This window comes from Kaistia sp. MMO-174 (genome assembly GCF_037147815.1).
In the GTDB taxonomy this organism is placed as follows: domain Bacteria; phylum Pseudomonadota; class Alphaproteobacteria; order Rhizobiales; family Kaistiaceae; genus Kaistia; species Kaistia nematophila.
In genome coordinates, this window is sequence record NZ_JBBCUO010000001.1 from 559,992 (window position 1) to 579,909 (window position 19,918).

The following is a 19,918-nucleotide window of genomic DNA, read 5'->3' on the forward strand; positions in this document are numbered from 1 at the left end:
GCGCATGGGGCGTGTGCCGCTCCTAAGGAACGTCAGTGTCTCACGTAAAATCCATAGCCATCGTCGATGATGATGCCTCCGTCCGCATCGCCACCGAAAGCCTCGTCCGCTCGCTCGGCATGAAGGCGACGACCTTCCCCTCGGCCGAGGAATATCTCGCCGCGCTCGGAACCCAGCCGGTCGATTGCCTGATCACGGACGTGCAGATGGACGGCATCGGCGGCGTCGAGCTCTCGCAGATCCTGCGCGAACGCGGCGACACGACGCCGGTGATCTTCATCACCGCCTTTCCGGACGACCGCATCCGCGACCGCGTGATGGCGGCGGGAGCCATAGGCTTCCTCGGCAAGCCCTTCGAGGGGCAGGCACTGATCGACTGCATCGAGATCGCGCTGACGGCCTGACGCCGCAACGCCGAAAGCCCGCAGGGTGCGGGCCTTGTCCTTCTGCTTGGCAAGTCTGTTTTCGCCGGGGGGGGCGGCCGCGCCGCTAGGCGTTGTCCGCCAGCGCCGCGTGGATCTGCGCCACCACCGCCGCGCCTTCGCCGACCGCCGCCGCGATGCGCTTGGTCGAGCCCGACCGCACATCACCGATCGCGAACACGCGGGGGATGCTGGCTTCCAGCGGAAAGGCCGCGCGCTTCGGCGACGCCGGACGGCCTTGCACGGCAGTTCCCGTCAGTACGAAGCCATGTTCGTCGCGATCGACGCAGCCTTCGAGCCAGCCGGCATTCGGGTCGGCGCCGATGAAGAGAAACAGATGGCGGAGCGGGTGGCGGATATCTTTTCCGGTGAGGCGATTGCGGATGACCGCAGCGGTGAGCCCGGAGGCGTGGTCGCCATCCAGTTCGACGATCTCGCAATTCGCATGCAACTCGACATTCGGCAAGGCGGCGATGCGATCGATCAGGTAGCGCGACATCGTCGCCTCGAGGCCGTCGCGGCGAATGACGAGATGCAGCCGCCTGACGCGCGGCGCCAGGAAGGCGACGGCCTGACCGGCCGAATTGCCGCCGCCGACCAGGGCGATCTCCTCGCCCTCGCATAGTTTCGCTTCGATCGGCGAGGCCCAGTAGGAAACGCCCGCGCCGTCGAAATCGGCAAGGTTGGCGATATCGGGCCGGCGATAGCGCGCGCCCGAGGCGATGACGACGGTGCGCGCCAGGATCTCGCGGCCATCGGCGAGGCCAAGCTTCAGGGGCGCGAGGGTCCCGCTGGTAGCTGGCGGGAAGTCGAGCCGGGCGATGGCGAGCGGCACGGCGATCTCGACGCCGAATTTCAGTGCCTGGTCGAAGGCGCGGCCTGCAAGCGCCTGGCCCGATATGCCGGCGGGAAAGCCGAGATAATTCTCGATCCGCGCCGAGGCCCCGGCCTGTCCTCCGACGGCCCGTTCGTCGAGCACGAGCACGCCAAGCCCTTCCGAGGCGGCGTAGACGGCGGCGGCGAGGCCGGAAGGCCCGGCACCGACGATCGCGACGTCATAGAGCCTGTCGGGCGCGAGGGCGGGCGCGGTGCCGAGGCAGAGGCCGACTTCGGCCTCGCTCGGATGGCGTAGCACCGTGCCGGCCGGGCAGACCATCAGCGGCAGCTCGGAAGGCTGGACGCCGAGATGCTCGACCAGTGCGTGGCCCTCGGTGTCGAGCGACGCGTCGAGGACGACATGCGGGTAGCCGTTCCGGGTGAGAAAGCCGCGCAGTCGCACCATCTCGGCGCCGTCCGGCGCGCCGATCAGCACGGGGCCGCCGGAACCTTCATCGATCAGGGCGACCCGGCGCAGGATGAAGGCGCGCATGACGATCTCGCCGATCTCGGCCGAGCCGATCACTAGCGCGCGCAGTTCGGTGGCGTCGAAGGGAATGGCGAGGCAGCCATCGGGGCCGGCGCGACCGCCCGCCAGCGCCGGTCGGCCGGCAAGTTGGCTGATCTCGCCGGAGAACTGGCCGGGCCCATGCGTGGTGATGGCGGCGCTGCCGGCAAGGCCGGCGCGGCTGAAGACCGTGAGCGAGCCCTCGACGACGAGCCAGGCCGGGGCATTTCGCGCGCCAAGGCTGAAGATGGACTGGCCGGCGCCGAAGCGCTGGGCCGGCGTGCCGGAAAAGCGCGCGGCAATTTTGACCTGCGCCGGCGAGAGCGCGGGAAACATCTGGAGATCGCGCGGCTCCGCCATCGCATCCTCATGGGGTGAGGGCGCCGGTCAAGCGCACCGTCTGCTGGGGGGAAAAGGGCCGACAGGAGGGCGTCAGTAGTAGCGCGGGATGGGTCCGAGCTGCGGCGTCTGGTCCGGCAGCGTCACCATGATCTCGTCGACATAGCACCAGCCCCAGCCTTCCGGCGGATCGTAGCCCTCTATGATCGGGTGGCGTGTTGCGTGGAAATGCGCCGTCGCATGCCGGCCCGGAGAATCGTCGCAGCAGCCGACATGGCCGCATTGGCGACAGAGCCGCAGATGCACCCAGGCCTGGCCAATCTTCAGGCATTCCTCGCAGCCCCGGCTGCCGGGGGTGACGTCCCGGATGGTGTCTACGTGATGGCACTGCATCGACATGGCTCGTCTCCTGGCGGGGGGGGAATGGACGAAATGCGTGCGAGGGCACCGCGCGGGGGGCCGCGATGCCCTCGCACTTCGCGCCTAGGCGCGGATGAACGCCAGCACGTCTGCGTTGAACTTGTCGGCCTCGGTCTCGGCGAGGCCATGCGGCGCGCCCGGATAGACCTTGAGCTCGGCGCCCTTGACGATCTTGGCGGTCTTCAGGCCGGCGGCGGCGATCGGCACGATCTGGTCGGCGTCGCCGTGGATGACGAGCGTCGGCTTGTCGATCTTCTTCAGGTCGTCGGTGTAGTCGACCTCGGAGAATTCGTGGACACAGTCATATTCGCCCTTGATGCTGCCCATCATGCCGAGCCGCCAGAAGTTCTCGCGCAGGCCCTCATTGACCTTGGCGCCTTCCTTGTTGAAGCCGTAGAACGGCAGCGACAGATCCTTGAAGAACTGCGAGCGGTCGCCGGCCGTACCCTTGCGGATGCCGTCGAACACCTCGAGCGGCGTGCCTTCCGGGTTGGCCTCGGTCTTCAGCATCAGCGGCGGAACGGCGCCGACCAGCACCATCTTGGCGACGCGGCTGGTGCCGTGGCGGCCGACATAATGGGCGATCTCGCCGCCGCCGGTCGAATGGCCGATCAGCACGACGTCGCGCAGGTCGAGCGCCTCGATCAACTCGGCCAGGTCGTCGGCGTAGCGGTCCATGTTGTTGCCATCCCAGGTCTGGTCGGAGAGGCCGTGGCCGCGCCGGTCATGGGCGATGACGCGATAGCCCTGCGAGCCGAAGAACAGCATCTGCGGCGCCCAGGCGTCGCCCGCCAGCGGCCAGCCATGCGAGAAAAGGATCGGCTGACCCTTGCCCCAGTCCTTGTAAGCGATCGTGGTGCCGTCTTTGACCTGGAACGTGCTCATCGTCTCTCTCCATCGTGATCTCGGGGAACCCCGCCGCCTGCCGGCTGGTTGACGGTCACAACATCGGACAGGCCACGCCTTCGAGCCATTCTACGTGGGGTTGTCCGGGTCATACTTGGGTATGGGCATCTGATGCCGGGCCGTCCGCGAAGGGCGGGACGGCTGTTCAATGCCGCAGCCACGGCCCCGATCCGTCACGGCTTCGTGGCCTCCGCGATGCGCAGATCCTGGCGTCCGCCGGGCACGTGCCGAAAGACGGCGCCCGGATCATCCATGCGACTCGACATTCCGTGCAAACTTCGGCATGAATCGTACATAATCTGCGAAAGATTGCGTGCGCTGGCCGCCGGTGGGCGGAAAGTGCAAGCGAAAACGGGGGGATGCGCGGTCTATGAGCTTCGTTCCGAGCCTCGACTTGACGGGTCTGCAGACGCTGGACCGCGAGGCATCGGTGTATGAGGCGATCCGCGAGGACATCATCTCCGGCCGGCTGCCCGCGAATGCCCGCCTGATCGTCGCCGATCTCGCCGAGCGGCATGGCACCTCGACCAATCCGATCCGCGAGGCGCTGCATCAGCTGCGCGGCGAGGGCTTCGTCATCATGGCGCCCAATCGCGGCGCCCGCGTCCGGCCGATCGACGAGGACTTCATCCGCGACATCTACGAGATCGAGGTGCTGATCGAACCGGCGCTTACGAAATGGTTCGTCGGCATCGCCACCGACGAGAACATCGCGACGCTCGAGGCGCTGCATGCCGAGATGATCGAGCTCAACTATGCCGACCCGGTCCGGCACGGCCTGCTCGACACGCAGTTCCACCACACCATGTACCAGCGCCACTACAACCGCCACGCCGTCGATCTATGGTGGAAGCACCGCGAGATCCTGCGGGCGATCAGCCGCCGGCACCGCATCTCGCTGGGACGGCAGGCCGCCGTGATGCGCGAGCATGCCGAGGTTCTGGAAGCGATCAAGGCTCAGGACGAGAACGCCGCCGCCGCGATCATCGCGCGGCATGTCGAAGGTTCCGGCCGTCACATCATCGAGCAGATGCGCGCCGCGCGCCGCGATATCCAGAACAGCAAGGCGGAATTGCCACCCTACACCTAGGCCCGTCGAGGAACGCCATGACGAATGCGGCCCTGCCGCTGGAATTGACCAGACGCGTCAATGCTGTCGTCACTGTTGCGCCCCAGCCGTCCAGCGGCTTGCGCGGGGACATGGTTCGCGTCCCCGCGCCGCCGGGATCAGGCGAGTTCCGCCATCCGCAGGAGGCCCTGCATGTAGCCGATCGCGTGCGCCCGGCCGCGATGGTTCCAGTCGGTGTCGTCATCCATGTGCGGGACATGGTCGTCGAGCAGGAAGCCGGTAAAGCCGTTCTTCCAAAGCAGCGTCATCACCTCGGCAGGATTGAAATTGCCTTCGCCGATGAAACACTCGATGAAGTCTGGCACCGTCCCTTGCACGTCGCGGAAGTGGATGTAGAAGATCCGCCCCTTCGGCGCGAAGAAGGTGATCAAGTCCTTCACGTTGTCTGCGCCGCCCGGCATCTCCGAACAGCAGCCGAGGCAAAGGTCCAGACCCCAGGACGGGCTGTCGGCATAGCGGGCATAGGCGCGCTTGAAGTCGGTCGGCTCCTTGAAGATGCGGGCGACGCCGCCCAGCATCGGCACCGGCGGATCGTCGGGATGCAGGGCGATCTTGACGCCCGCTTCCTCGGCGACGGGCAGCACGGCGTCCATGAAGTAGGTGTAGTTGTCCCACATCATGTCGGCGGTGATGATGCCGTCGTCGGCGTCGAACACCGGCATGGAATCGGCGCGGCCCAGCGTCGTCGGCATGAAGCCGCGCCATTCCGTCTTCGTCGCCGCCTCAACCTTCGCCATCTCGAAGCGCGTGTTGCCGGCGCCGCCGCGACCGGGCGCCCGGCGCTCGGTGCGCCAGACCGAGTTCGGCATGAAATGCAGGCCGAGGATCGGCACGCCGGCGCGGCCGACATTGCGCACCGTGCGGCAGTAGTTCTCGATCTGCTCGTCGCGACCCGGCAGCCCCAGCATCGCCTTGTTGTAGAAATGGGTCGGCACGTTCTCGATCGCCTCGAAGGTGAGACCGGCGGCCTCCACCCGCTCGACCAGCCTGCGGATGTCCGCTTCTTCCCAATGGGTGTCGCCGGGAAGTGTCGGATTGTTCATCTGGATGCCGGTGACGCCGATCTGGGCGGCGAAGCGAAGTTTTTCGTCCGAGAGTTCGTGAAACTGGCCTACGGCAACGCGCATGGCGGGTTCCGACATGGCTCTTTCCTCCTCTTGTTGTCGTGGATCGGAACGGTCGGCGCCGTTCGTCGGGGCGTCGGCCGGAGATGGATGGGCAGGGTCGGCAAGGGGCGTCGAATGGTCTCCAGGAACCGGTCCGCAGCAATCTGGAATCGTTCGGAAGTTTTAGGCGGCAAAGACCTGTTCGCGGTTGACCGGGTGGAGAATCTGCCATAACGCTAAGGTAATAAATATATAAATGGCGGATCTAGATAAAAAACAAAAGTCCGCATCGGGAGGGAATATATAAATTTCACAATTGGATAAATTTATAAAGATTTCTCTTTGAGGTCAGCATTCTATCGCTGATTTCATGGATTGGCGTCTTGTGACTTATTCGGTCCGGTCGATCTGGATCGAGAATTGTCATGCGCCGTTGCTGGTCGTCGGTTGCGGTGGATTGCTGTATCGAATGCGGATGCCGGTTCCGGAGTGCGCCAAGGTCTCCGAAGCGGAAAATCAGGAAAGGAACTGTGTCCGTACAGAATAAGCCGCTCGCAAGGCAAAAAAAGAAACGCCCGGGCGGGACTGCACAGGAAATCGAATACTGAAAGTGTTCCATTCGGCAGTAGGGAGGAATTCTGTCATATGGTAAATCTTAAAAGTATTGCGGGCGCGCTTTTGATCGCCACGGCGATTCTGGCGCCCTCTGCGTCGTTCGCGCAGAATGCGGGATTGCCCGCAGCCCAGGAGATCAAGCCCAAGGGCCCGCTGCCCGAAGTTCCGCGCAACCAATCGCTGGTTCTCGGCTGGGGCGTCTCTGGTGGCACGTCGATCGGCACCACCAATCCGTGGGTGCTGCCCGGCTACACGCACCAGGAGGGCAACAATCTCCTGTTCGAGCCGCTGATGTACTACGGCATCTTCAAGAGCGAGTTCATTCCGTGGCTGGCCGACAGCATGGAATACACCAGCCCGGACTTCACCTCGCTGGAGATCAAGCTCAACAAGGATGCGAAGTGGAGCGACGGCAAGCCGGTTACCGCCAAGGACGTGATCTATACGTTCGAAGGCCAGATGAATCGGGAGTCTCTGCCGTATCACGCGCATTTCCAGCAGTTCGTCGAGAGCGTGACGGCGAAGGACGACCTGACCGTCGAAATGAAGTTCAAGCAGCCGGCACCGCGCTTCAAGTTCGAGGTGCTGACGGAGAAGTTTGACACCGGCCTGCCGATCGTTCCGGCGGAATGGATGTCGGCCCAGCCTGATCCGGTCGCCGCCGTCGGCCTCGACGAGATGCCGAGCTCCGGCCCGTACCGGATCGTCGCCTGGAACGCCACCCAGAAGATCCTCGACCTGCGTCCGGACTGGTGGGCCGTCAAGGCCGGCCGCGTCAAGGCTGAGCCGGCGGTGAAGCGTGTCATCGTCGCCAACATCCTGAACCAGCCGATGGACACCGTCGCCCAGCGCTTGGTGAACAACGAGTTCGATTCCTCGGTCGACATGCGCGCCCAGGTGATCGGCAACATCCTGGAGCAGAACAAGGACATCCAGTCCTGGACCGGCAACGAGTCGCCCTTTGGCTATCTCGACTGGTGGCCCAACTCGCTCTGGATGAACACGCAGCTGCCCGGATATGACGACCCGCGCGTCCGCAAGGCCGTCAGCCTCGCCATCAACCGCGACCTCATCAACGAGGTGCTCTACGACGGCGCCAAGATCGCCACCATCTATCCGTTCCCGCTCTATCCGAATCTGCAGAAATTCGCGGATTCGGAAGCCGTGAAGGCGGAAGAGGCGAAGTACGAGCCGGGCAAGTTCGATCCCGAGGCGAGCGCCAAGCTCATGGAGGAAGCCGGCTTCACCAAGAATGGTGACGGCCTCTGGGAGAAGGACGGCAAGACGTTCGACGCCACCATCCAGGCTTTCGACACCATCCATGGCGACCTGGCGCCGGTGCTGGCCGAAATGCTGCGGCAGGCGGGCTTCGATTCGAACGTGAACTTTGGCACCGACGCCTTCCAGAACATGGTCGACGGCAAGCCGGGCTTCTATCTGTTCGGCCATGGCGCCAGCCTGTACGACCCGTTCGAGGCCCTGAACCTCTTCCACGGCAAGTACAGCAGCACCATCGGTTCCGCTGCCGGCAACAACCGCTTCTCGCGGTACAAGAACCCCGAGTTCGACAAGATCCTCGACGAGATCTCGCCGCTCGATTCCAACGATCCGAAGTTCCAGGAAGGCGCCGCGAAGGCTCTCGGCATCTACTGGCGCGACGTGATCGACGTGCCCGTGATCCAGTGGCTGCACCGCATTCCCTACAACAACCACTACTGGAAGAACTGGCCGAGCTCGACCAACATCGCCGACGGCACCAACGGTGCGTTCTGGGCGCATACCGGCCTTCTGGTCGTCACGGGGCTTCAGCCGACCGGCGCGAAGTAGCCGCTTGCAACACAAGGGCGCGCGTCCCCGGGCGCGCGCTCTCCCGCTGGCAAGAGACCCCCAGGAACGTTTCCAGTGACCCTTAAGCTTGCAATCCGGCGCCTGCTCTTCCTCGTTCTGGTTATCTGGGCCGCGTCGACCATCGTCTTCTTCATCCCTCGCCTGTCGAACCGGAACGCGCTCCGCGAGCGCTTCGGCGAACTGGCCCGCACCGGCGGTTTCTCGCCGCAGGATCTCGAAAAGATCATTGCCTCGATGCAGCAGCAATTCGGCCTCGATCAGCCGTTGCTGCATCAATACTGGACCTATTTGGGCAATCTCGTGCGGATGGACTTCGGCTATTCGCTGTACCGCTATCCCTCGACCGTGTCGGAGCTGATCGCGCAGTCGCTGCCCTGGACGATCGGCCTGCTGCTGGTGACCACCGTCCTGAGCTTCATCATCGGCAATCTGCTCGGCGCCGTCGCCGCCTGGCCGCGCGCGCCGCGCTGGCTGCGCATGACCGCCACGCCCTTCATCCTGCTGACCGGCGTGCCGCCGGTGATCATGGCCATCCTGCTGATCTTCTTCATTGGCTTTCGCCTGAAATGGCTGCCGCTCGGCGGCGCCTATTCGGTCGGCATCGTGCCCACCTGGTCGTGGAGCTTCGCCCTGGACATGCTGAGGCACCAGATCCTGCCGGCACTGGCGCTCATCTTCGGCTCGGTCGGCGGCTGGGTACTGTCGATGCGCGGCATGGGCATCACCATCCAGGGCGAGGACTATGTGAACTTCGCCGAGCACAAGGGGCTGACCGGCGGCCGCATCTTCCGCGACTACTATCTCCGCAATGCGCTACTGCCGCAGATCACGGGCCTCGCTTTGGCGCTCGGCACCGTCATCGGTTCCGCCATCATCGTCGAGGGCCTGTTCGGCCTGCCGGGGATCGGCAACATGCTCAACCTCGCCATCCGCGCCAACGACTTCCCGACGATCTACGGCATCGTGCTGTTCATCACGATCGCGGTCGCGCTGCTGATGACGCTCGTGGAGTTCATCTATCCGCTGCTCGATCCCCGCATCAAGAATTCGTAGGAGCGCCAGCATGTCGACCATCGCGCTGCCGCCAGCCGAGACAACCCGCATCGAACAGCCGGGACGCGCCATCCGCGTCATGCGCTACCTGCGCCGCAACAAGGGCCTGGCGATCGGAGTCCTGATCCTGCTCGGGCTGGCGGCCTTCACCGTCATCGGCCTGATGACGATCAATCCGAAGCACGCCTATCCGCTCTCGGCCGCGCTCAAGAAGCCGCCAAGCTGGCGCTATCCGTTCGGCACCGACTTCTTCGGTCGCGACCTCTATGCAGCGATGGTCGTCGGCATGTGGCAGACGGCCGTGATCGGCTTGCTTGCCGGCGGCGTGGGCACCGTGATCGGCGTCATCTTCGGCTTCATCTCGGCTTATTTCAGCGGCCGCGTCGACGCGACGATACGCACCGTCTGCCAGATCCTGACGCCGATCCCGGTCCTCATGATCCAGGTCGTCATCGCCGGCTCGCTCGACAAACGCGACGTGACCATCCTGACCATGGCGATGATCGTGGTGTTGCTCGCCTGGATGGGCCCGACGCTTGTGATCCGGTCGCAGGTGCTGACGATGAAGGAGAGGCAGTTCGTCGCCGTCGCCAAGCTCTCCGGCGTCAGCGACCTCGGCATCATCTTCAAGGAGATCATGCCCTGCCTGCTGCCGTTCATCGCGGCCGCCTTCGTGGCCCAGGTGTTCGCGGCGGTGTTCGCCTCGTTCTACCTCGCCGTTCTCGGCCTCGGCCCGCTGCGCGAGCCGCTCCTCGGCAATTTGATCTGGGCGGCGCAGTCGCAGGGCGCCTTCTTCAATGGCTGGTGGTGGTGGCCGATCATCCCCTCCGTCGCGATGATCCTGATCCTGGGGTCGCTCGCCCTCATCAACATGGGGCTCGACGAACTCGCCAATCCCCGAATCCGGAGGACGGAGTGACCGCCATGAACTACGCGAACCTCTCGGTCGCGCCCGGCGCGCGCGCCGCCATGCCGCCGCTCGCGGCCAAGGTCGAGCCGGTCCTGCGCGTCAGCGGCCTGGAAGTGACCTATTACACCGATGCCGGCCGCGCCAAGGCGCTCGACAATGTCGGTTTCACGCTCAATCCGGGCGAGAAGCTCGGCATGGTCGGCGAATCCGGCTCCGGCAAGAGCACCATGGCGCTCGCCATGATGCGCATGATCAAGGCGCCGGGGCGGATCGAGGCCGGTTCGGTCGTTGTCGGCGGCACGGACCTGATGGCGCTCGACTCGGAAGGCATGCGCAAGGCGCGCCTCAGCAAGATCGCCTACATCCCGCAGGGCGCGATGAACTCGCTCAACCCGGTGATGCGGATCGGCGCCCAGATGATGGACGCGGTGAAATCGCATCTGCCGCGCGAGTCGCGCGGCGCGATCGAGGCGCGCTGCAGGCGGGCGCTGCAGTCGGTCGATCTCGATCCCGGGGTCTTCCGCATGCACCCGCACGAGCTCTCGGGCGGCATGAAGCAGCGCGTCTGCATCGCGATCGGCATCCTGCTCGATCCGCAGGTGATCATCGCCGACGAGCCGACCAGCGCGCTCGACGTGGTCACCCAGCGCCAGGTGATGGAGACGATCGACAACGTCAAGAACGCGATCAACGCCGCCGTCATCCTGATCGGCCACGACATGGGCCTGATGGCGCAGTTCGTCGACAAGGTGGCGGTGATGTATGCGGGCCGGCTGGTCGAGTTCAGCACGGTGCGCGAGATGTTCACGAGCCCGAAGCATCCCTATGCGCGGGCGCTGATCGACAGCCTGCCGAACCTCGACAACAAGGGTGTCTTCCAGGGAATTCCGGGCCTCGCGCCCTCGTTGCTGCGCCTGCCGTCCGGCTGCGCGTTCCATCCGCGCTGCTCCAGCGTCATGGACGCCTGCCGCTCCGTGCGCCCGGAACCGCGCGTTCTGGCCAGCGGCCGCAGCGTGACCTGCCATCTCTATGACAGCGAGGGCTGACATGGCCGATCTCCTGCGGCTCGAAAACGTCTCCAAGGTCTATACGGGCGGGCTCACCGGCGGGCGCTCGACGATTGCGCTGCGCAATTTCTCGATGACGCTGAAGGAAGACGAGCCGACCATCCTGACCGTCGCCGGCGAGAGCGGCAGCGGCAAGACCACGCTCGCCATGCTGCTGCTCGGCTTCATCACGCCGTCGGCCGGCCAGATCATCTATCGCGGCAAGAATGTCGCCAGCCTGCACGGCAAGGAACGGCTGGCCTATCGCCGCGAGGTGCAGGCCGTGTTCCAGGATCCGTTCGCCGTTTTCAACCCGTTCTATACGGTCGACCACCTGCTTTCCGTGCCGATCAAGCACTTCAAGCTGGCGAAATCGAAGGCCGACGCCCGCGACAAGATGGAAGAGGCGCTGACCGCGGTGGGCCTCCGGCCGGAGGACATCCTCGGCCGATTCCCGCACCAGCTCTCCGGCGGCCAGCGCCAGCGCATCAACGTCGCCCGCGCGCTGCTTTTGAAGCCGCGCCTGCTTATCGCCGACGAGCCGGTGTCGATGGTGGATGCGTCGCTGCGCGCGACGATCCTGGAAACGCTGCGCAACCTGCAGCGCGACCATGGCGTCTCGATCATCTACATCACGCATGACCTGACGACTGCCTATCACATCGCGAAATCGATCGTCGTGCTCTATCGGGGCGCGGTGATGGAGGCGGGCGACGTCGACGCGGTTATCAAGGATCCGCAGCATCCCTATACGCAGCTGCTGGTCGACTCGATCCCCTGGCCCAATCTCGACCAGCGCTGGGGCGCGCAGCCGATCAAGGTGCGCGAGGCCGGCGGCGGCGGCGGCGAGGGCTGCCGCTTCCGTTCGCGCTGTCCCGTCGCGATGGACATCTGCGCAACCGACCCGCCGCTCTACCGGATCGGCGACAGTCACACCGCATCCTGCTTCCGCTACGACCGCCAGCCGCTGGTCGCGCGGGAGAACCTGTCGGAGCTTCTGCCCGCCTGACGCTCTTCTTCCCCCAACGCCCACCCGTTCGATGAGGCCGGTCGCGCGACCGGTTGGAAATACAGGAACTTTGCAACGATGCTCGAGATTGCTGAATTCATCAGCCCGACGCCGACGCCGGTCTGGAAGCTCGCGAAGCAGGCCGGCGTTGACCTGGCGGTGGGCGGCCTGCCGTCCGACGACCTCCGGCCCGGCGAGGCGCCCTGGGACCTGGCGCCGCTGCAGCGGATGAAGGCGAACTACGAGGCGAACGGCTTCCAACTCCGCGTGATCGAGGCGCGGCCGCCGCTCAACCGGGCGAAGCGCGGCCTGCCGGGTCGCGACGAGGAGATCGCCACCGTCTGCACGCTGCTCGAAAACATGGGCACGCTCGGCGTCCCGGTCTGGTGCTACGAGTGGATGACAGACTTCAACTGGGTGCGCACCAATCTCGCCACCCCGTCGCGCGGCGGCTCGGTCGTCACCAGCTTCGACATCAACGACGTGCCGGTGGATCTGACGAGCAATCCGCCGATTGACGAGGAGGCGCTCTGGGCCAACCTCGAATACTTCCTGAAGAAGGTGCTGCCGGTCGCCGAGAAGGCCGGAGTGAAGATCTCGATGCATCCCGACGATCCGCCGCTGTCGCCGATCCGCGGCGTCGGCCGCATCATGCGCTCGATCGAGAACTATCGCCGGCTGGTCGAGCTCGTGCCGAGCCCGATGAGCACGATCACGCTCTGCCAGGGCAATTTCACCCTGATGACCGATGATCTGCCCGGCGTCATCCGCTCCTTCGGCAAGAAGATTTCCTTCGTGCATTTCCGCGACGTGATCGGTGTCCCGACCCGCTTCGAGGAGGCGTGGCACGACGCCGGCAAGACCGACATGCTCGCCTGTATGAAGGCCTATCGCGACATCGGCTTCGAGGGCGTGCTGCGTCCCGACCATGTCCCGACGGTCGAGGGCGACAGCAACGAGCACGCCGGCTACTCGGCCTTTGGGCGGCTCTACGCCATTGGCTACATCCGCGGCCTGCATCAGGCCGTCTACGCCGCATAGGATCACGCCCCATGAAAATCGCCATCACCGGAGCCACGGGCAGGATCGGCCGCGCCATCACGATCGAGGCGCTGCGTCAGGGCCATCATGTCGTGACGATCGATCGCGTCGCGCCGGCCGAGCCGGAAGAGCGGCCGAACTGCCGTTTCGTCCAGGCCGACATCGGCGACTACGAGGCGCTGGTCGCCGCCTTTCGGGGCTGCGACGCGCTGATCCACATGGCCGCCATCCCCGCGCCGATCGGCTATCCCGATCATGTGGTGCACAACAACAACGTCGTCGGCAGCTACAACGCGCTCAGGGCGGCGGTCGAGGTCGGCATCCGGCGCATCGTGCAGGCGTCGAGCGTGAACGCGATCGGCCTTTCCTTCAGCCGGGAAGGGCGCTTCGACTATTTCCCCGTCGACGAGGAGCACCCGAACCATAGCGAGGAGCCCTACAGCCTCTCGAAATGGATCTGCGAGCAGCAGGCCGACAGCTTCGCCCGCCGTTACGAGGACATCCGGATCGCCAGCATGCGGTTCCATCTCGTCGTCGACGAGCGGGCCAAGGCGAGCGGCGTCTATTCGGCGGTGACCAAGGAGATGTCGAAGCATCTCTGGGCCTACACCCTCTACGACGCGGCCGCGCGCGCATGCCTGCTGGCGCTCGAGGCGCCGTTCACCGGGCATGAGGTGTTCTACATCGTCGCGCCGGACACGGTGCTGGAGATCCCGACGCTGGAACTCGCGCAACGCTTCTATCCCGACGTGCCGATCCGCGGCGACCTCGGTGGCAATCGCAGCTTCTTCTCTTCCGCCAAGGCCGAGCGATTGCTCGGCTGGCGACACGATCCGAGCTGATCCCATCCCTCGTCCGGATCGCCCGGCCCGTTTTCACACAAGGCAGAATCCATGAAAATCACCGACGTCAAAGTCATCGTCTGCTCGCCGGGGCGCAATTTCGTCACCGTCAAGATCCTGACCGACCAGGGGCTCTACGGCATCGGCGACGGCACGGTGAACGGGCGCGAGCTCGCCGTCGTCAGCTATCTGCAGGATCACGTCGCCCCGCTCCTGATCGGGCGCGACCCGTCGCGGATCGAGGACATCTGGCAATACCTTTATCGCGGCGCCTACTGGCGGCGCGGACCGATCACCATGGCCGCGATCTCGGCCATCGACATGGCGCTCTGGGACATCAAGGCCAAGGCCGCCAACATGCCGCTCTACCAGTTGCTGGGCGGCGCCTCGCGCGAGAAGGTGATGGTCTATTCCCATGCCCAGGGCATGAGCATCGAGGAGGCGGTCGACGCCGTCGGCAAGAAGCGCGAGGAGGGCTATGTCGCGATCCGCGCCCAGGTCGGCATTCCCGGACTGCCGGCAATCTATGGCACCGGCAAGGGCTCGGACCAGGGCAAGGGCGGCATGGTCGAGACGCTGCCGCACGAGGAGGTGTGGTCGACCTCCAAATACATGGTCCATATACCGAAGCTGTTTCAGCGCCTGCGCGATACCTATGGCGACGACCTGCATCTGCTGCACGACACCCACCACCGCCTGACGCCGATCGAGGCGGCGCGGCTTGGCAAGGACCTGGAGCCGTTCCGCCTGTTCTGGCTGGAGGACCCGGTGCCGGCCGAGCTGCAGGAAGGCTACCGGCTGATCCGCCAGCATACGACGACGCCGATCGCGCTCGGCGAGATCTTCAACACGATCTGGGACGCGCGCCTGCTGATCGAGGAGCAACTGATCGACTACATCCGCGTCACCTCGGTGCATGCCGGCGGCGTCACCGGTATCCGGCGCATCTTCGATTTCGCCTCGATCTATCACGTGCGCACCGCCTGCCACGGACCGATGGACGTGTCGCCGGTCGCGATGGGCGCGAATGTCCATGTCGATCTCTGGGTGCCCAATTTCGGCATCCAGGAATTCTCCGGCTACACGCCGCTGATGCATGAGGTGTTCCCGCATGCCTGGAGCCAGGACGGCGGCTATCTGCATCCGGGCGAAGCGCCGGGCCATGGCGTCGATATCGACGAGGCGCTCGCCGCCAAATACCCCTATGAGCGCGCCTACCTGCCGGTGAACCGGCTCGAGGACGGCACGCTCTGGAATTGGTGAACCGCCCTTCTTCACCTCTCCCTGAGGGAGAGGTCGACGGCCAGCGGCCGGCGGGTGAGGGTTTACGGCCTCACCCGGATCGTTCCCTAAACCCTCACCCGGAGCTCCGCTCCGACCTCTCCCCCAGGGAGAGGTGAAAGTCAGTTCAGAGCCGGATATTCCCAACGATGAAGATCTCCGCCATTCTCGCCTACCCGGTGTGGGTCGGCTCGCGCAACCAGCTGCTCGTCAAGGTCGAGACCGACGAAGGGATCTTCGGATGGGGCGAGAGCGGCCTGTCCGGCCGCGAGAAGGCGGTGGTCGGCGCGATCGACCACTACCGCGAATTCCTGATCGGCCGCGATCCGCGCCAGATCGGCGCGCTATGGCAGGAGATGTATCGCAGCCAGTATTTCGAGGGCGGCCGGGTGCTGCAGGCGGCGATCTCGGCGATCGACATCGCGCTCTACGACATTCTCGGCAAGGCGCTCGGCGTGCCGGTCTACCAGCTGCTCGGCGGCAAGCAGCGCGATCGCATCCCGACCTTCGCCAGCACGTCGGCGCCGCCCGGCGAGGCCATGATCGAGCAGGCGCGCGAACTGATGGCGGCCGGCTGGAGCGCCATGCGCCTGTCGCCGGCCTTTCATGGCAACTCCAACATCTACGAGCCGCGCGAGAGCATCGCGGCGACGGCGAAATGGTGCGTCAAGGCGCGCGAGGCGCTGGGCGACGAGGTGGTGCTCGGCATCGACTATCACCACCGGCTCTCGGTCGCCGAGGCGGCGAGCTATTGCCAGAAGATGCCCTCCGGCACGCTCGACTTCCTGGAGGAGCCGATCCGGGACGAGACGCCCGAGGCCTACGAGGCGCTCCGGCGGATGGTCGACGTTCCCTTCGCCATCGGAGAGGAGTTCGCCTCGAAGTGGCAGTTCCTGCCGTACATCGAGCGCGACATCCATCAGTTCAACCGCATCGACATCTGCAATGTCGGCGGCCTGACCGAGTCGATGAAGGTCGCCGGCTGGAGCGAGGCGCACTATGTCGACATGATGCCGCACAATCCGCTCGGGCCGATCTGCACGGCCGCGACCGTGCATTTCGCGGCGGCGGTGCCGAACTTCTCCTGGCTGGAGACGCGGACCTCGACGGCCGAGCAGCTCGGCTTCGATAGTTCCGAATTCTTCCCGGTCCAGCCCCGCATCGAGAATGCGCACTACCCGGTTCTGGATGCGCCGGGCCTCGGTGTCGAGGTGAACGAGGCGCTGATCCAGAAGCAGAGCTTCAAGTTCTGGGAGGCGCCGCATCTGAAGCGGCGCGACGGTTCGGTGACCAACTGGTAGGCCGCGCGCGGCGCGGCCGTCAGGACGGGGATCGGTCGTCCTCGTCGTCGAGCAGGATGCGCTCGGCGGCGCCGTCGAGATCATCATACTGGCCGCTGCGGATCGACCAGAAAAAGATCCCGAGCGCGGCAATGCCGACGGCGATGGCGAGCGGGATGAGGAAGACGAGGCTCTGCATGGCTAGCGTGCTCCCCGCGCCACGATCGCTGCGGGCTTGGCGGCCGGGACGACGACTGTCTGCTTGGTCCTTCTGGTCGTCCTGTCGCGGGGCTCGGCGGAATCCGCCTTCAGGCGCAGTGCGTTGGCCACGACGACGATCGACGACAGCGACATGGCGAGCGAGGCGATCAGCGGCGTGACGAAGCCGGCGATGGCGATCGGCAGCGCGACCAGATTGTAGAGGATGGCGAGGCCGAAATTCTGCCGGATCAGGCGACCGGCCTCGCGCGAGATGGAGAACGCCAGCGGCACCGCCCTGAGGCTCGACCGCAGGAATACGAAGTCGGCGGCGTTGCGGCCGATATCGGCCGCGGTCGCCGGCGCCATCGACACATGCGCCGCGGCGAGGACGGGCGCGTCGTTCAGGCCGTCGCCGACCATCAGCGTCCTGTGGCCGGCGGCGGAGAGCGCCGCCACGCGCTCCAGCTTGCCGGCCGGCAGGACGGAGGCGGCAAAGTCGCCGATGCCGAGTTCGCCGGCCACCGTCGCCACGGCGGCGGGCTGGTCGCCCGAAAGGATCAGCGTCGCCAGCCCGTCGGCACGCAGCGCGTCGATCGCAACGGCGGCATCCGGCCGGAGATCGTCGCGGAACGCGAAGCGCGCGAGCGCCGACCCGTCGCGGCTGAGGACCGTTCCCGCCTGCGTCTGGGGCGAAGGCGGCGTTGCCGCCCATTCGGCCCGGCCGAGGCGATAGACGGCGCCATCATCGGCCTCTGCCTCGATGCCGCAGCCGGGTATCTCGCGGACACTGGCAAAGGTCAGGCCGCAGGGGCGGGCGCCGAAATGGGCGGCAATCGCCCGCGATACCGGGTGGTTGGAGGTGGCGGCCAGCGTCGTCGCGATGGCGGCGGCGGATGGCGCGACCGTTTCGCCGTTCTCCAGCCGCAGCCGCCCGAGCGTCAGCGTGCCCGTCTTGTCGAAGGCGACCGTGTCGATCTCGGCCATTCGCTCCATCGCGGCGCCGTCCTTGACCATGATGCCATTCTCGAACAGGCGCCGCGCGGCGACGACCTGGACGATCGGCACGGCGAGGCCGAGCGCACAGGGGCAGGTGATGATCAAGACGGCGATCGCGATGCTGATCGAATGATGCCAGTCGCCCGTCGCCCAGAGCCAGCCGAGAAAGGCGATGAGAGCCGTGGCGTGGATGACGGGCGAATAGAGCTGGGCGGCGCGGTCGGCGAGCTGCCGGTAGCGGGCCTTGCCACCCTCGGCGACCTCCATCAGCCGCACCATCTCGGCCAGGAAGGAATCGGCGCTGCGCGCCGTCGCCGTCATCGTCAGAGCGCCGGTCAGGTTCAGCATGCCGGCCTTCAGCTCGGATCCGATGCCGACCGGCTGCGGCAGGCTCTCGCCCGAGACGACCGAGCAATCGAGTTCCGAGACGCCGGCGGCGATGCGCCCGTCGACCGGCACGCGGTCGCCGGCGGCGACGAGGAGCGTCATGCCCGGCTCGATCTCGGCCAGCGGAAGATAGTCGCGGCCGCCATCGGCGCGCAGGACGGTGGCGCCGCGCGGCGCGAGACGGACCAGCCCGCTCACCGCCTGCCGCGCCCGCTGGCGCATCATGTGGTCGAACACGCGGCCGATCAGCAGGAAGAACAGCAGCGAGATCGCCGCGTCGAAATAGGCATGCGGCTCGTTGTGATAGGTGTCGTAGACGCTCATTCCAAAGGCGAGCAGCACGCCGATCGAGATCGGGACGTCCATGTTCGAGCGGCCGCGGCGCAGCGCGCTCCATGCCGAGCGGAAGAAGACCTGTCCGGAATAGAGCAGGGCCGGCAGCCCCAGCAGCGCCGAGATCCAGTAGAAGGCCTGCCGCGTGCTCGGGTCGGCGCCGGACCAGACCGACACCGACAGGATCATGATGTTCATCGCCGAGAAGCCGGCGACGGCGAGCGCGCGCAGCAGCCAGGCGAGCTGCGGATCGCCGTTCTCGGCGTCGGCATCGAAGAGATGCGCCGCGTAGCCGAGGCCGTCCAGCGTCTCGATCAGCGGCGGCACCTCGCCGCTCCATTTGACGCTGGCGCGGCGGGTCGAGAGATTGACCCGCGCATGGCTGACGCCGGGCAGGGCGGCGAGGCCCCGCTCGATCTTGCGGATGCAATCGGCGCAATGCATCTCCGGCACGGCGAGATCGACCTGACGCAGGCCGTCGCCGAGATCGCGGCTGGCGAGCAGCAGCTCTTCCTTCGAAACGACGAGGTTGGTCGGCCGGGCGGCGGCTGCCGCGTCGACCGCGCAGCAGCTCATTTCATCGCCTCGTAGCTGTGCCAGGTGGCGTGGCCGAGCAGCGGAAACACGATGATCAGGCCGAGCAGTCCCGTGGCCACGCAGGCCAGGAACAGGACCAGCACGATCGCGCCCCAGGCCAGCATCACCGGCAGATTGTTCCAGACCAGCGAGATGCTGGTGCCCATCGCGGTGAAGGCGTCGGTCTTCTGGTCGAGCAGCATCGGGATCGAAAAGGTGCTGATGGCGAAGGAAAACGCCGCGAACAGACCGCCGACTACCGTGCCGACCAGGAGCATGGCGAGGCCGACCGGCGTCGTGAACAGCATGGTCGCGACATGGTCGAGGCCCGGGAACGGGTGCAGGCCGAAGAACAGCGCGTAGATGATCACCGCCGCCCGCATCCATACCAGCATCAGCAGGCAGAGGATTGCGCCGGTGAACAGCACCTGGCCGCCGGAATTCGCCCGGACGAACAGCATGCCGGCCAGCGAGATCCGTTCGCCCTTGGCGATCGCCCGGCTCTTGGCATAGAGGCCGATCGCGACCAGCGGCCCCACCACCATGAAGCCGGCAAGGGCCGGGAACAGGATGTAATCGAGATTGAGCGCGAACAGGCTCCAGACCACGACGACGGAGACGAGGAAGACGGCGAGGCCGTAGGCCAGGCTGTCGAGCGGGCGGACCTTGAGGTCGCGCCAGCCGGCCGCGAGCCAGCCGAGCGCGGCGCTGGCGGGGAGATGGCGTCGCCGCTGTTCGGCGAGCGGGCGCTGGAAGGCTTCGGATGCCTTTGTTGTGGTAGCCATGAGCCTCTC

At 65.9% G+C, this 19,918-nt stretch carries 18 protein-coding genes; 11 read left to right on the top strand and 7 right to left on the bottom strand.

The features are described from left to right. Positions 1-35: 35 nt before the first annotated feature. On the top strand, positions 36-404 hold the full coding sequence (locus WFK98_RS02405; protein WP_266339235.1) for a response regulator: 369 nt from the start codon (positions 36-38) through the stop codon (positions 402-404). Positions 405-489: 85 nt separating this feature from the next. On the opposite strand, the gene WFK98_RS02410 is transcribed toward WFK98_RS02405, so the two are convergent. The 3 genes from WFK98_RS02410 to WFK98_RS02420 all read right to left on the bottom strand — a co-directional run bounded on the left by WFK98_RS02410 (position 490) and on the right by WFK98_RS02420 (position 3,450). Further along, entirely contained in the window at positions 490-2,166 is a 1,677-nt protein-coding gene (locus WFK98_RS02410; RefSeq protein ID WP_336799161.1) for an FAD-dependent oxidoreductase, read from the bottom strand. 72 nt (positions 2,167-2,238) lie between these two features. Beyond that, a complete protein-coding gene (locus tag WFK98_RS02415; RefSeq protein ID WP_266339237.1) occupies positions 2,239-2,544 on the bottom strand; it encodes a UBP-type zinc finger domain-containing protein in 306 nt (101 codons plus the stop codon). Between the two features lie 84 nt (positions 2,545-2,628). Continuing rightward, positions 2,629-3,450, bottom strand: a complete 822-nt coding sequence (locus WFK98_RS02420) for an alpha/beta fold hydrolase (protein ID WP_336799162.1) — start codon at positions 3,448-3,450, stop codon at positions 2,629-2,631. A 391-nt stretch (positions 3,451-3,841) separates the two neighbouring features. On the opposite strand from WFK98_RS02420, the gene WFK98_RS02425 reads away from it, so the two are divergent. Beyond that, a complete protein-coding gene (locus WFK98_RS02425) occupies positions 3,842-4,561 on the top strand; it encodes a GntR family transcriptional regulator (protein ID WP_266339239.1) in 720 nt (239 codons plus the stop codon). A gap of 137 nt (positions 4,562-4,698) precedes the next feature. Here WFK98_RS02425 and WFK98_RS02430 read toward each other — a convergent pair whose 3' ends face one another. After that, entirely contained in the window at positions 4,699-5,742 is a 1,044-nt protein-coding gene (locus tag WFK98_RS02430) for a mannonate dehydratase (protein WP_266339240.1), read from the bottom strand. Between the two features lie 696 nt (positions 5,743-6,438). Between WFK98_RS02430 and WFK98_RS02435 the strand changes: the two genes are divergently transcribed. The 9 genes from WFK98_RS02435 to WFK98_RS02475 all read left to right on the top strand — a co-directional run bounded on the left by WFK98_RS02435 (position 6,439) and on the right by WFK98_RS02475 (position 16,652). Continuing rightward, entirely contained in the window at positions 6,439-8,148 is a 1,710-nt protein-coding gene (locus WFK98_RS02435) for an ABC transporter substrate-binding protein (RefSeq protein ID WP_266339241.1), read from the top strand. A 75-nt stretch (positions 8,149-8,223) separates the two neighbouring features. Next, entirely contained in the window at positions 8,224-9,222 is a 999-nt protein-coding gene (locus tag WFK98_RS02440) for an ABC transporter permease subunit (protein ID WP_266339242.1), read from the top strand. A 10-nt stretch (positions 9,223-9,232) separates the two neighbouring features. Further along, positions 9,233-10,141, top strand: a complete 909-nt coding sequence (locus WFK98_RS02445) for an ABC transporter permease (RefSeq protein ID WP_266339243.1) — start codon at positions 9,233-9,235, stop codon at positions 10,139-10,141. A gap of 5 nt (positions 10,142-10,146) precedes the next feature. After that, the gene (locus tag WFK98_RS02450; RefSeq protein WP_266339244.1) at positions 10,147-11,178 is read left to right on the top strand and encodes an ABC transporter ATP-binding protein; all 1,032 of its coding nucleotides are present in this window, start codon (positions 10,147-10,149) and stop codon (positions 11,176-11,178) included. Between the two features lies 1 nt (position 11,179). Then, on the top strand, positions 11,180-12,187 hold the full coding sequence (locus WFK98_RS02455) for an ABC transporter ATP-binding protein (RefSeq protein WP_266339245.1): 1,008 nt from the start codon (positions 11,180-11,182) through the stop codon (positions 12,185-12,187). 78 nt (positions 12,188-12,265) lie between these two features. Beyond that, positions 12,266-13,228: a mannonate dehydratase gene (locus WFK98_RS02460; protein ID WP_336799163.1), complete on the top strand. Its 963-nt coding sequence runs from the start codon at positions 12,266-12,268 to the stop codon at positions 13,226-13,228. A gap of 11 nt (positions 13,229-13,239) precedes the next feature. Continuing rightward, positions 13,240-14,070 (top strand): NAD-dependent epimerase/dehydratase family protein, encoded by an 831-nt coding sequence (locus WFK98_RS02465; protein WP_336799164.1) that lies wholly within the window; start codon positions 13,240-13,242, stop codon positions 14,068-14,070. A 51-nt stretch (positions 14,071-14,121) separates the two neighbouring features. Beyond that, positions 14,122-15,333, top strand: a complete 1,212-nt coding sequence (gene manD / locus WFK98_RS02470; RefSeq protein ID WP_266339248.1) for a D-mannonate dehydratase ManD — start codon at positions 14,122-14,124, stop codon at positions 15,331-15,333. A 167-nt stretch (positions 15,334-15,500) separates the two neighbouring features. After that, on the top strand, positions 15,501-16,652 hold the full coding sequence (locus WFK98_RS02475) for a mandelate racemase/muconate lactonizing enzyme family protein (protein WP_442907358.1): 1,152 nt from the start codon (positions 15,501-15,503) through the stop codon (positions 16,650-16,652). A gap of 19 nt (positions 16,653-16,671) precedes the next feature. On the opposite strand, the gene ccoS is transcribed toward WFK98_RS02475, so the two are convergent. The 3 genes from ccoS to WFK98_RS02490 are packed head-to-tail and all read right to left on the bottom strand — an operon-like array spanning position 16,672 to position 19,909. Continuing rightward, complete coding sequence (gene ccoS, locus WFK98_RS02480) at positions 16,672-16,830, bottom strand: cbb3-type cytochrome oxidase assembly protein CcoS (protein WP_266339249.1); 159 nt, start codon at positions 16,828-16,830, stop codon at positions 16,672-16,674. A gap of 2 nt (positions 16,831-16,832) precedes the next feature. Then, on the bottom strand, positions 16,833-19,124 hold the full coding sequence (locus WFK98_RS02485; RefSeq protein ID WP_336799165.1) for a cation-translocating P-type ATPase: 2,292 nt from the start codon (positions 19,122-19,124) through the stop codon (positions 16,833-16,835). Next, the gene (locus WFK98_RS02490) at positions 19,121-19,909 is read right to left on the bottom strand and encodes a DUF2189 domain-containing protein (RefSeq protein WP_266339251.1); all 789 of its coding nucleotides are present in this window, start codon (positions 19,907-19,909) and stop codon (positions 19,121-19,123) included. Before WFK98_RS02490 ends, WFK98_RS02485 begins: the two co-directional genes overlap by 4 nt. Positions 19,910-19,918: the final 9 nt, after the last annotated feature.

What these genes read in the sequence shown, in the direction of transcription:
- WFK98_RS02410 (WP_336799161.1), bottom strand. Translation starts at nt 2,166, where the DNA reads ATGGCGGAGCCGCGCGATCTCCAGATGTTTCCCGCGCTCTCGCCGGCG.
- WFK98_RS02415 (WP_266339237.1), bottom strand. Translation starts at nt 2,544, where the DNA reads ATGTCGATGCAGTGCCATCACGTAGACACCATCCGGGACGTCACCCCC.
- WFK98_RS02420 (WP_336799162.1), bottom strand. Translation starts at nt 3,450, where the DNA reads ATGAGCACGTTCCAGGTCAAAGACGGCACCACGATCGCTTACAAGGAC.
- WFK98_RS02425 (WP_266339239.1), top strand. Translation starts at nt 3,842, where the DNA reads ATGAGCTTCGTTCCGAGCCTCGACTTGACGGGTCTGCAGACGCTGGAC.
- WFK98_RS02430 (WP_266339240.1), bottom strand. Translation starts at nt 5,742, where the DNA reads ATGTCGGAACCCGCCATGCGCGTTGCCGTAGGCCAGTTTCACGAACTC.
- WFK98_RS02445 (WP_266339243.1), top strand. Translation starts at nt 9,233, where the DNA reads ATGTCGACCATCGCGCTGCCGCCAGCCGAGACAACCCGCATCGAACAG.
- WFK98_RS02450 (WP_266339244.1), top strand. Translation starts at nt 10,147, where the DNA reads ATGAACTACGCGAACCTCTCGGTCGCGCCCGGCGCGCGCGCCGCCATG.
- WFK98_RS02455 (WP_266339245.1), top strand. Translation starts at nt 11,180, where the DNA reads ATGGCCGATCTCCTGCGGCTCGAAAACGTCTCCAAGGTCTATACGGGC.
- WFK98_RS02460 (WP_336799163.1), top strand. Translation starts at nt 12,266, where the DNA reads ATGCTCGAGATTGCTGAATTCATCAGCCCGACGCCGACGCCGGTCTGG.
- WFK98_RS02465 (WP_336799164.1), top strand. Translation starts at nt 13,240, where the DNA reads ATGAAAATCGCCATCACCGGAGCCACGGGCAGGATCGGCCGCGCCATC.
- manD (WP_266339248.1), top strand. Translation starts at nt 14,122, where the DNA reads ATGAAAATCACCGACGTCAAAGTCATCGTCTGCTCGCCGGGGCGCAAT.
- WFK98_RS02475 (WP_442907358.1), top strand. Translation starts at nt 15,501, where the DNA reads ATGAAGATCTCCGCCATTCTCGCCTACCCGGTGTGGGTCGGCTCGCGC.
- ccoS (WP_266339249.1), bottom strand. Translation starts at nt 16,830, where the DNA reads ATGCAGAGCCTCGTCTTCCTCATCCCGCTCGCCATCGCCGTCGGCATT.
- WFK98_RS02485 (WP_336799165.1), bottom strand. Translation starts at nt 19,124, where the DNA reads ATGAGCTGCTGCGCGGTCGACGCGGCAGCCGCCGCCCGGCCGACCAAC.
- WFK98_RS02490 (WP_266339251.1), bottom strand. Translation starts at nt 19,909, where the DNA reads ATGGCTACCACAACAAAGGCATCCGAAGCCTTCCAGCGCCCGCTCGCC.